6 protein-coding genes are annotated in these 12,026 nt (G+C 39.3%); 1 reads left to right on the plus strand and 5 read right to left on the minus strand.

Going from position 1 to position 12,026, the window contains the following annotated elements; all coding sequences use genetic code 11:
- Positions 1-190: 190 nt before the first annotated feature.
- From IM473_RS12565 to IM473_RS12585, 5 genes are all read right to left on the minus strand, one after another.
- The gene (locus tag IM473_RS12565; RefSeq protein WP_287690471.1) at positions 191-1,882 is read right to left on the minus strand and encodes a GUN4 domain-containing protein; all 1,692 of its coding nucleotides are present in this window, start codon (positions 1,880-1,882) and stop codon (positions 191-193) included.
- Positions 1,883-1,966: 84 nt separating this feature from the next.
- Positions 1,967-2,470, minus strand: coding sequence for a hypothetical protein (locus IM473_RS12570; RefSeq protein WP_287658680.1), 504 nt, complete (start codon positions 2,468-2,470; stop codon positions 1,967-1,969).
- 51 nt (positions 2,471-2,521) lie between these two features.
- Positions 2,522-4,534, minus strand: a complete 2,013-nt coding sequence (locus IM473_RS12575) for a phospholipase effector Tle1 domain-containing protein (RefSeq protein ID WP_287658681.1) — start codon at positions 4,532-4,534, stop codon at positions 2,522-2,524.
- A 250-nt stretch (positions 4,535-4,784) separates the two neighbouring features.
- Positions 4,785-5,954 carry a DUF6014 family protein gene (locus IM473_RS12580; protein WP_287658683.1) on the minus strand — a complete coding sequence of 390 codons (1,170 nt, stop codon included), beginning with the start codon at positions 5,952-5,954 and terminating at the stop codon, positions 4,785-4,787.
- Between the two features lie 61 nt (positions 5,955-6,015).
- Positions 6,016-8,085, minus strand: a complete 2,070-nt coding sequence (locus IM473_RS12585; protein WP_287658684.1) for an ABC transporter ATP-binding protein/permease — start codon at positions 8,083-8,085, stop codon at positions 6,016-6,018.
- 627 nt (positions 8,086-8,712) lie between these two features.
- Here IM473_RS12585 and IM473_RS12590 point away from each other — a divergent pair.
- Positions 8,713-12,012, plus strand: a complete 3,300-nt coding sequence (locus tag IM473_RS12590; RefSeq protein ID WP_287658685.1) for a non-ribosomal peptide synthetase — start codon at positions 8,713-8,715, stop codon at positions 12,010-12,012.
- Positions 12,013-12,026 lie beyond the last annotated feature (14 nt).

Here is a 12,026-nt window from a genome sequence, read left to right on the forward strand (position 1 = left end):
GGAGATTTTTTTTGTGATATTTTTCTGATTAAGAGTTAACTATCGGTCAAGAAATTGGTAGTGATAGCAAATCAGTTTTTAATAGGATATAGCGGTAAGCGCTTGAGTGAGATACAGACCAAGCCTTGCCTAGCATGGTTTATAGCTCGTGACACTGTACTTCATACGACTGCACACCGCTATAATGGCTTTAAAAGTCAGACAGAGGAATAATTCCACAGGCTTGAATTTTGCTGAAAACGAGGTGAAGTTGCCATAATAACCAATTGCCAACTCTCCAGAAAGCCACGGAGTTTTGATGATCAGCAACCTCGGCAGATGGATCACCAAGATTTTCCTCAAAAATCAACCAATGAACCGGTAAATGACCGAGGGGAGAATTCGGCTCTAATTGAAAGTTTAGTTGCTCATAATTGAGCCATTTACCTTCCTTCCGCCAACCTAGGCGATCGCCAAGTTTTTTTCGGGTTTCATAATCGGCTAAACCACCGAGACTAGAGAAAATAGCCTGCTGAATACTAAAACCGAAATGACCATGACTATAATGAAGCCAAAGTTGATCAATTTTTTTCAGTTCCGAACAAGGTAATTGAGCAATATCTTGGGGATAAACCTCATTCCAGTAGCTCCTACCCAAAATTTTCAATAGTAGTTTAGTCGTTTGGCGATCAGCCGCTTGCCACTGTTGCTTTCTTAGCAAATCTTGTAATTGATTATAATCAAGATCCGCCGATTCTTGAGTTAAGATATTTGGGAAAGTCTGGGGATTTTTAGAAGTAGAAGATTTGTCAATATTGTTTTGAGTTAATTGAGAAACAATTATTGCCGGGGGAGTTTTTAGGATAGTGTCTTTTTGACAAGCCTCTTGTTCTGCTAAATGATGAGATAATTTATTGATGGTTTTTTCTAGGGAAATAAATTGTGCTGACCATTCACTTTCATTGAATAAGTAATCATTAAATTGATCAGAGGAAAAAGCATCTTTTAACCTTGCTTCTTTCTCGTAACCAGTCGCCAGAAAATTTAGCAAAAACTCAGAATTTATGGCTGAATCTGACGTTTCTAAGAGAGCAGGCTGAGGTGGAAAAATATTATCTACCAAATACTTAATTTCTCCAACTGTTGCATAAAATTCTTCATCCACCTTAATCACTTCTTCTATTAATAATTGAAAAGGAGCAAAATAGTCCTGTAAGTAGTTTTCAAAATTAATCGCATTTTGGGCAAGATCAGCAATTTCTTGGCGAACTCGTTGAGATTTGAGTTGATAATGATTTAATTCCTCATAAATTTTGAGTTCTTGAATAATTGCTTGTACAATTTTTTTCTGCTTTTGAGTATCCTCGGCTAATTTCTGAACTCCTTCCCCTAGTAATTTAGTTTTTCTCAACATCAAAAAAGATGTTTTTCCCAGTAGCAAAATTGCCCGAAAATTTTCCTGTTTTTCCAGCTTGAGTTGATTGAGAATATTTTGATTATTATTATTATTTTTAATTTCTAACTTTATTCTCTCGTAGTCTAAGATTTTCAATTCTTGATATTTTTGGGAAAATAAAATTTTGAGATTGTCACTGAGTTGGAGTAAAAAACGATAATATCCGTCTTGATAGATTTCTAGTCCATTAATTAATAAATTATAGTCTTTAATTAATAACTGAGTCTCGATCAAGATTTCTTGTTGAGTAATTTTTTCTTTTCGTTTAATAATCTTACCAAAATAGTAATGGTAGCGAACTCCTTCTTGAATTAATTTCCGACGTTCCTTGATGATTTTCTGAAAATTTTTTAAGTATCTATTTTTAAAAACAGGAAGTTGATAGCTTTGCTCATAAATGGCAATTTTTTTATAGGTCATCAGACGTTGAGAGTTCCTATTTAGCATAGCTATCTTAGACCAAAAAATTCCTCAATACTTAGCAATAATCATTCGCTGCTCCCATCTCTTGCAAGAGGGAGCAATACCTAATTAAACATTTTCAACTTCAACAACAAATGGTTCATTTTCAACAACTGGTTCATTTTCAATAACTGGTTCATTTTCAACAACTGGTTCATTTTCAATAACTGGTTCATTTTCAACAACTGGTTCATTTTCAATAACAACTGTTTGAGGACTTTCAGGAGTTGGCTCAGTTACCGTTTCTTGCTGCTTTACTGTCTGTTCTTGATGGTCAGTCAAGTATTTTTTGGTTTTTAATTTCAGGTCATCAGTCAGAGGTAAAGCATCAATTTCAGCTAAAAGTGTTTCCAGGGATTCTTTTTTACTTCGCTCGGCGTAAAAAGCATTCAGAACCGCTTCAATTCCGTACTGAGCAATCGCATCTCCTAGGACAGTAACCAACCCCATCGCTCCAATACCCATAAAAACTACAAAGGGTTGTCCGAGGGTCAGAATTAGCACGATGACAGCAATAACAGCCGAAGCTAAATAAGCACCTGCCACTTTTTTGATAATGTTATCGAGTTCCATAAAAATCACCTCAAATTTCTAGCGAAGGATTAATTTAATTTTAAAGCAAGGTTAATCTGTCTGTTGATCGTCGTCAAGTAAAGCTTGAAGAAAAGGTTCAAGACTTTTGGGACGATAATCGGAAAAAGCCTTTAATCGTTTTACCACACTGTGATGAACAGTGACAACTTTTGTATTGAAATATCGCCATTGCTCACCTCCCAAGACCGACAATCCTTTAACAGTATTATCGAACTTGATGGTCGGGTCTAGTTTAATTTGGAATTCCTCAGATTCAGAGGTGGTTGAGTCAAACTCTAATCCCAATTTTTTGGCTTGATTAATCATCCATTGTAACGGGTAATCGGAAAGTCCTTGATATTCTTTTTTGCCACCACCTAGACAGGTATGTTCACCCACAAATAAAACTTCTTTGACAACTTGTTCGGGATTTTCTGGATTGGCTTTGATCGGAGTGGAAGGGAAGTTTTTACGTTTTTCATCAATGGCAACAGCATGAAAAGCATTCTGGATAATCGGACTTAATTTTGTATTACTAAATTCATATTTTTTATGATAAAACTTAGCCAGGGGAAACCAAGGAGTTAAATCAGGAATACCAAAATTGCCAACTGTATCCCAACAACCTAACATCTTGACTGGAATACGATCTTGAAAATCTTCCTTTTCTGTCTCAATTTTTTTAGCATTAGCAGCACGGAATTGTTGAGCTTTGGCACTATCGGAACTAACGGTGTGGTCTCGATAGAGTTGATAAGCCAGGGGAATTTCCTTAATCTTAGAGCGTTTTAGGATTCCACATTTATCGATAAAACTAGCCAAACAACGAACGATATATGCGCCTCGACTAAAACCTAACAAATAAATTTCATCCTCGGTTGTGGGATTGTAGTTAAGGACAAGAAAACGATAGGCATCTTGAATCATTCGATCAAGGCCCCAGCCAAAAGTTTCATTCCCTAAACTTTTAATAAATTCGTTATCTTCGGGGGTGCCAGAACCTGACAAAAAGACGATTTGGGGGGTTTGATCCTCGGCAATATACTTAATAGATTCGGCGAATTTAACCACATTGGTGGGGTAAGTACTGGTAGAGTCTTCCCAAGAACCATCACAACAAATAATTAACCGTTTTTTCTGGCTTGAATAAGTGAGGATATCCGGTTGAGAAATTGCAGTTTCAGTAATCTCCTCAATTTTATTGCTGGCAAGAGCAGCTTCTGCGGCAATTATAATTGATTCTGAATTATCTTCCCGGGAAGGTTCTTGATTTTCGGATGGAGCATCCTGTTCAACCACTTCTTCTTCTTCAAGGGAGTTAAAAATTTCGTTGACCATTGTTATCCTTTTCGCACTCCTTCTAGCTTTACTGCTAGTCTGAGTTTTTGATTTAGGGATCGAGGTCGGTTTGGAGGGAAGACTATCTAGTTGCCAGGTTGTCCCATAAAGAATACCATGATTGCTATAACTTGTTTGATCCTCGGCACTGCCATTGAGTGATAAATAAGTAACTAAGCCAAGGTCATCAACTAAGGGAGATTGATACATCGCTTTTTGGATTTCTTCTTGGCTACGCGCTTGATTCCAAACAGAAAGTTCTGCAAGACAACCTTGCCAATAATGAGAGAGATTAACAGAGGCTCCCAAGATGATTTTTTCAATCCCCATTAAGGCACGGTTATGACCGTTGCCACGATGCCAAATGATACCATTACGATAGATCAACATTCGGCCTGTGGTCGCATTTTTGACAAAGGCCCAATGAGTCCAATCACTATAATCCTTAAGCTTGACTTTTTTTTCAATTCGATCGAAACCTTCTTCATTTCCCGCATCCCAAAAAATCGCAGGTTTCACGGGATCGCCCCAAGGCAAGGTAATATGTAGAACGCGGTTATTTTCCCGATTAACAGCTTCTAAAAGAGTCGTTTCTGTAGCTAAATTATTTTCCCCTTTTGCCCAAAATGTAATGGTAATACTCTGATCAATATCGAGAAATCCGTGGGATAGATCCATGTGATCATCGATGCCATTAAATTTTAGTACAGAGCGTTGTTCAGCCATTGGTTTTGTCATCGACTGGGGGAAAAAGAGGGAATGCTACCGCCTAGCTTAACACATTTTAGTTATCTAGCGATATATATATAAATAAATGTGTAGGAGTCAACGACTAATATTCCAGGGCCGGCACTTGCTGTGGCCAGAAACTCAGAGGAGTTGACCCCAATCCCTATCGCCATCAATAGGCTTTGGAGGGATGCTCATGGCTGAATGACATCCCTCACCGGCCCGGTTAACAGTAACCGCTAGGTACTTATTGTAACTCTGACCAAATTCCGCGGCAGCGCTCTACAATTAGTCCCTGAAAAATTAATTGGGTTGCGGGATGAATCTCCACTTTATACAGAGCAAAAAGACCTGTTGGACTATTTAGATTCAACTCCCTTCGCGTTAGAGATAATGCTTTTGTTCGGTGCATTTCCACCGCTTTTAGTAAGCCTGGATAACTGACATTCCGCAGGGACAATTGACCATTTTTTGTGAGATAAATAGCATCATTTTGCAAGAGATATTCCAAACTGATCAAACTAGCGTGGACATCCACATCTTTTTCTAAACCCCCTAAACGGTGAGCATCTAAACCAAAGCGAATGCAGAAATTAACAGCGACTAATTTTCCCGCTTCTTCGGCAGGTAAAGCACAATCGGCAAATTCAAACCCTAAACTATCTGAGCGCCACTCCTCGACTCCGGCATAGGTATAGTTTTGAAACAGTTTATTTTTGAGTTTCAAGTCAAATCCTAACCCACTAGCATGACCCGCTTCATGGAATTGGGTATCGAGATGACGATAGCGTTCACCATTAATTTGATCCTCTAGGGGTCCTAATAGTAAATCGGCTGTTTCTGGCTCAAAAATTTTTCGGATACATTCGTAGCTAGAGCCAGAAAAGCGTCGTTTTTGCTCACTGGCATTATTTAAAGCTGGCCCCTGAACACTATTGGGAAAAGTCCACCTATGGGGAACGATAAAAGCCTCCCCCTTTTCACCTTTAATCGTGCCACAACTGGCAATTTCAGTAAAGGATAAATTTCTGGGAATCGGTTGTCTTAGACTGCCAAATTTTTCACGAGTCAAGCTTTCTAGTTGTTCGATAGAAGGTTGACTATTTTGGTGAATTTTTCCGTAAATCGCACTCAAAGTGAGTTGTCGTTCTCCCTGACGATTGATGCGATAGGGAGCAATCATCAGAAAATAACCATTTTTACCGATAAAATTCAGATTAATGAAATCTTCTGATAAAATGCTCCAGTCGTTGGTTTCTAAAGCCGCTGCTGTTTTCCACAGCCACTGAGCCGGAATTTCACAGCTATCTGCTTCCTGTTGACGCAGTTTTTTCGCCGCAATTGCAATTTTATTTTGCTCGATATCTTGGACGATTTCTTGGAACAACTGTTGTTGATTGACCAGGGTTTGATTCATTTTTTGGGTAGCTAAGTTGGTGTAATGGTTTAACGTTGTTTTTTGACCCGTCTCTCATCGGCTAAACTCTTAGCCATTTTAAGATTTTAGGGTCTTTGTCATAGCGATAGGTCAGTCCATCTTTCCCCGTAATTGATTTTCCCTGACTGGCTTTGCTTCTGATGCTACTAAGGGAATAGTCGCTTAATTCCTTCATTTGTGCATGGGAAAGTCCCTCTTCGACTTCTGTTAAGATTGTTGTCGTTGGCGATTCGGGGGGGGGTTCCCCGGCAGAATTGATTTTAGGATTGACTTCGGTTTCCTGATTCGCTAAATCTTCGAGCCTATCTTGAGAATTATCGACAGAAATATTAATAATTTCTTTCACTTTTTGTCGGCGATATTCCTCCACTGTAAGCAGTTGCCAATGGGAATTACTAGAGAGTTCTAAAACCCATTGATGATAGTTAAAGAGACTTTCCCGATGTCCGACACTAATAAAAGTTGTGTGAGTTTTCTGCAATTGCCGATATAAATTTTCCTCATTGTTTAAGTCCAAAGCACTTGTGGCTTCATCGAGGATAGTAAAACTGGGACGGGTAATCAATACCCTAGCAAAAGCCAAACGTTGTTGTTCTCCCAGGGACAAAATGTTTTCCCAAGGCTCTTCTGTATCAAAGCTATTGACTCGATTTAGTAAATTTTGGAGATTGACTTCTTGCAAAACTTCCCTTAATTTTATCTCATTGGTTTCTTGATTGCGATTGGGATAGAGTAACTGTTCTCGCAAGGTTCCTAATATTATATAGGGACGTTGGGGCAGAAACAATACTTCTTCTAGGGGGGGACGAACTAATCGGCCGGTTCCTGCATTCCATAAACCGGCAATTGCGCGTAGCAAGGAACTTTTACCCCGACCACTCGGCCCGACAATTAATAAACCTTGTCCAGGCTGAACAGAAAGGGAGAGGTTTTCGACAATTACCTGTTCATAATCGGGAGTTTGCAAGGTGACATCTTCAAAGGAAAATTGGGTTTCTTCGACAGTTGTAATCGTGCTTAAATTTTCTGGTTGTTTAATGACTTCTTCTAAGGCTTGGGAAAATTCTGATAAACGTTCAACATAACTGCTAAATTGTGCCGAAGTGCCAAATTCACGAATTAATTCCGCCAGCGCCGTAGCAAACAAATTAGCCGCTAAACAGGCTTGCCCGACCTGTCCGAAACTAACCCCCTCACCATTGATATACAAAGGACCCAAAATGACAAAAGTAAATACTTGAATTGCCGCCTGATAGCCTCGACTAAAAATTTCTGTGCCTCTCTCCCAATCAATTTTACGTTTAGCACTGTCTAAGAGTTTATTAAATCGCCGCTGAATAATATTTAATTCCTGATTTTCTCCCTCAAAGAAAGCGATCGACTCCGCATGATTACGAATATGAGTTAGAGCATAATTGTAGTTAGCCTTAAGTTCTAATTCTTCTTGAGTAATTTTATTTAAAGCCTGGTTAAAATAGATAGCAATGACGTTACCGAGAATTGTCCAAACGACTAAAATAATGGCGACAGAGGAAGAAATTGACCAGAGAATCACTAAAAAAGTGATCATATCTAGGACATTTTCTAGGGAAACTGCAAAAAAGGAGAGAGCTTTACTGGTAATCGGCTCAATTTCCTGGGATAAACGCTGATCTGGGTTGTCGATATCGGATTTAAAATTAATTCTGTAATAGGCGCGATTATGCAAATATTTTGTGAGAATCCAGTCATTGAGCCAAGCATACCAATCCAGGGCGATTCTTTTTCTGAGAAATTTGAGCAAGCCAACTAAAAGGGTGACAAAGAGCAGTCCAACCGCGAAAACTACCAAAGTTTTGACAAATTTATCAAAATCATTTTTTTCAAGAATGACATCAACTAAGTAATTACTAACAAAGCTATTGAAGGCATTTAATCCCACAACTCCTAGTATTGCCCCGATTAGTAGGATGAGCATTGCCCAAGCTTTCATCACATCAGAAAAAGCCCTTCCCCCCGATTCAGTAGGATACCAATAGGGAGCAGCGATCAGCTTGACACTGTGCCAAAATTTGCTGACATCGGAGATAATATTAGTCGTCGATCGATCTTGAGGGACTTTGGCGGACATATAGCATTTATATTTGAGTTGTGGACATTTTGCAGGAATGATTTTAGATTTTGGCTGGATTGGCGGAGTTGATCCTTAGGTTGTCTGTGTGGGCTAGTTTCAGGAGAAACCCTCCCCTGTGTAGAAGGCAATTGGCGAAAATATAAAGCTCCCCGACAATTTTAAGGTTATTGTGCTTGAGTTGTGGTAACATACTCCCGTCGCTTTATCTGTCAGCATAGAGTGATCGCTTTCTCAGCCCCCCTGCTACTGCTTTTTTAACCCTCGTTATCTTACTACAAGTAACCATTGTTTTGATAGCTAAAGCTAGTGAGCGCTTCTCAGACTACCACATATTACCGAATTTTGTTGACCATGACAAATTTTCTTTTCTATGATAGGATTTCAGGATACAGGGTTCAAAGTAATGAGGTGCGCCGATTTTCTTCCCCGTTTACTGTTCCCTCAAAGCGATAACAGACCTTGGGACATCATGGTGAAAAATGTTCGATATATGTTACATTTTGTACTCGGCTTCCTTGCGCCCCTACAGTGGGGCAAATTCGGTTTCTGTAGGGGCATAAAGCATACGCCTTCCCCTAGATAACATTTTTTTATCACAAATGCGGGCGAGTCATGAGTAGAAATATGAAAACAATTTACCCACTTTCACCGGGTCAAGAAGCAATGTGGTTAATCTGGAAAATTGCTCCAGAGAGCGTTGCTTATAATATATTTATTACTGCAAAAATTCATGCTTATTTAGAGATTGCTGTTGTCAATCGTGTCTGGCAAAAAATTATTGAAAAGCACCCGATTCTGAGAACCACATATACCAGTTATGAGGGCAAACCGGTACAGCAGGTTAACCAGCAAGAGAATTTTCAGGTTGAGGTAATAGATGCCAGCGACTGGAGGGAAGAGCAATTAGTAGAAAAAATCTATGCTATTGCTGACCACCCTTTTAACTTAGAAAAAGATTCAGTTTTGCGGGTGAATTTATTTACTCGTTCAGCAGCAGAACACATTCTCTTGCTGACAATGCACCACATTGCTGGCGATATGTGGTCCTATGATTTACTGCTGAGTGAATTTCAAGCTTTATATCCAGAGGAAGTGGAGCAATTTAGTCAACAGCAGACAGAAACAGCCCCAGATTCTTGGAATGAAAATAAAACCTATGCAAATTTTGTCCAATGGCAAGCAGCAATGCTATCGGGTAATAGGGGAGAAAAACTGTGGCAATATTGGCAAAAACAATTAGCTGGCGAATTGCCAATTTTGAATTTGCTCCCAGACAAACCCCGCCCCCCAGTCAAGACTTATGAGGGAGCCTCATACATTGTCAAGCTAGATGAACAGTTAATTGAAAAACTCAAGCATCTAGCTTTAGCATCTGGAACCAGCCTTTATCGGATTCTGCTTACAGCATTTTACGTCCAACTTTACCGCTACACCAATCAAACAGATATCCTCTTATGCAGCCCGATGAGAGGACGGCCGGGTAAAGAGTTTAAAGAGATTGTCGGCTACTTTTCTAACCTGACCGTTTTAAGAGTTTCTGTCCAGGAGAATGCCACATTTACAGAACTTCTTGCTCAAGTCAGCAAAATAGTTAGCCAAGCTCAAAATCATCAAGATTACCCATTTTCTCTGTTAGCAGAAAAACTCCAGCCACAACGCGATCCCAGCCGTTCGCCTTTCTCTCAAGTTAGTTTTGCTTGGCAAGCACAAACTTGGTGTGAACCAAAAAATAATTCCTTGCATCTGCAAAAATCAGTGTTGCCAATGGAGCCACACTTGTTCGGACAACAGGGCGGACACTTGGATTTGAGTTTAATGGTGAGAGAAGCGAAAGGAGTGATTAAGCTATGTTGGCAATACAACACTGACTTATTTGACGCTGCTACTATTGAGCGCATGGCCAAGCATTTTGAAAGACTGCTCAACTCTATTGTGCTTAACCCACAGCAGCGTATTTCCCAATTACCAATGCTCACAGAAGTTGAGCAACAGCAGTTACTTTTTGAGTGGAACAATACTCAGGCTGAGTACCCATTAGATAAGTGTATTCATCAGTTGTTGGAGAAACAAGTTGAACGGACACCTCATGCTGTTGCAGTAGTATTTGAAGGTCAACAATTAACCTATAATGAGTTAAATTGTCGAGCTAATCAGTTAGCACATTATTTGCAATCTTTGGGGGTAAAACCTGATACTTTAGTAGGGATTTGTGTAGAACGTTCTTTAGAGATGATTGTGGGATTATTAGGCATTCTTAAAGCGAGTGGGGCTTATGTCCCTCTTGACCCTGATTATCCGATTGAACGGATTATTTTTATGTTAGAAGATGCTGCTGTTAAAGTGTTACTAACTCAACAGAAATTGATTAATAAATTACCTGAACATCAAGCACAACTTATTTGTTTAGATGCTGACTGGGAGTTAATTTCTCAGTTCAGTCAGGATAATCCAATTACTGATGTACAAGCAACTAATTTAGCTTATGTTATTTATACATCAGGTTCTACTGGTCAACCGAAGGGGGTAATGCTTTCCCACAGTAACCTGTCCAATCATATGTTCTGGATGCAAGAAACATTCCCCCTAACTAAAACGGATAGAGTTCTGCAAAAAACTCCCTTTAGTTTTGATGCGTCAGTTTGGGAATTTTACGCTCCTTTATTAGTAGGTGGACAGTTGTTAATAGCTCAACCAGGGGGTCATACCGACAGCGATTACCTCTTAAAAACAATTGCCCAACAGCAAGTAACTACTGTTCAACTTGTGCCATCCTTACTGCAAATGCTTTTAGAACAGGGAGGAATCGAAAATTGTCAGTTACTCAAACGAGTCTTCTGTGGTGGTGAAATCTTGCCAGTGGCTTTGCAAGAGAAATTATTGAGCCAACTAAATGTAAATTTGTGCAATCTCTATGGACCGACAGAATGTTGTATTGATGTAACTTTTTGGAATTGTCAGAGAGAAATGTATGGACAACGTATCCCCATTGGTCGTCCAATTTCTAATACACAAATCTACATTTTAGACTCCAATCTTCAATCATTACCTGTAGGTATTCCAGGAGAATTACATATAGGTGGAGCAGGATTAGCAAGAGGTTATCTTAACCGTCCAGAATTAACACAAGAAAAATTTATTCCTAATCCTTTTAGTAATTACCCAGATTCTCGTCTCTATAAAACAGGAGACTTAGCGCGTTATTTACCTGACGGTAATATTGAGTATTTAGGACGGATTGATAATCAAGTAAAAATACGAGGATTCCGTATTGAATTAGGGGAAATTGAAACAGTATTAAAACAACATTCTCAAGTACAATCATCGGTTATTATTGACCAGGAAGATACATCAGGAAATAAACGTTTAGTTGCCTACATTGTCCCTCAAAAAGAGACAACACCAACCCCCAATGAATTACGACAATTCTTAAAAGAAAAGCTACCAGATTATATGATTCCCAGTGCTTTCGTAATCATGGAATCATTACCCCTAACACCTAATGGTAAAATTGACCGTCGCGCTTTACCTGAAACCAACTTGTGTGGAGAGATAGAATTGAATTTTGTTGCTCCTCGTAACCTAGAAGAAGAAATATTAGCTAAAATCTGGTCACAAGTTTTGCGAGTAGAGCCAGTAGGTATCTATGATAACTTCTTTGAACTGGGGGGCGATTCCATCCTGACTATTCAAATCATTACTAGAGCCAGAAAAGCAGGATTAGAGTTAACCCCCAAACAATTATTTACCCATCAAAGTATCGCCGAATTAGCCACAGTAGCAAAAAGAGTCACCGAGTCACAAACAGAACCAGAAATAGTGAATCCTCCGCCGCCTGAAGCGGATACTGGAGATTACACCGCCCAAGATTTCCCCTTATTAGAAATCGACCAAATAGAACTAGAACAAATATTAGCTCAACTGTAACGATGAACTCCCAG

It is taken from the genome of Microcystis sp. M015S2 (assembly GCF_020245945.1).
Lineage (GTDB): Bacteria > Cyanobacteriota > Cyanobacteriia > Cyanobacteriales > Microcystaceae > Microcystis.

Excerpts from the sequence above, each read along its gene's own strand:
- IM473_RS12565 (WP_287690471.1), bottom strand. The coding sequence starts at position 1,882 with ATGCTAAATAGGAACTCTCAACGTCTGATGACCTATAAAAAAATTGCC.
- IM473_RS12570 (WP_287658680.1), bottom strand. The coding sequence starts at position 2,470 with ATGGAACTCGATAACATTATCAAAAAAGTGGCAGGTGCTTATTTAGCT.
- IM473_RS12575 (WP_287658681.1), bottom strand. The coding sequence starts at position 4,534 with ATGGCTGAACAACGCTCTGTACTAAAATTTAATGGCATCGATGATCAC.
- IM473_RS12580 (WP_287658683.1), bottom strand. The coding sequence starts at position 5,954 with ATGAATCAAACCCTGGTCAATCAACAACAGTTGTTCCAAGAAATCGTC.
- IM473_RS12585 (WP_287658684.1), bottom strand. The coding sequence starts at position 8,085 with ATGTCCGCCAAAGTCCCTCAAGATCGATCGACGACTAATATTATCTCC.
- IM473_RS12590 (WP_287658685.1), top strand. The coding sequence starts at position 8,713 with ATGAAAACAATTTACCCACTTTCACCGGGTCAAGAAGCAATGTGGTTA.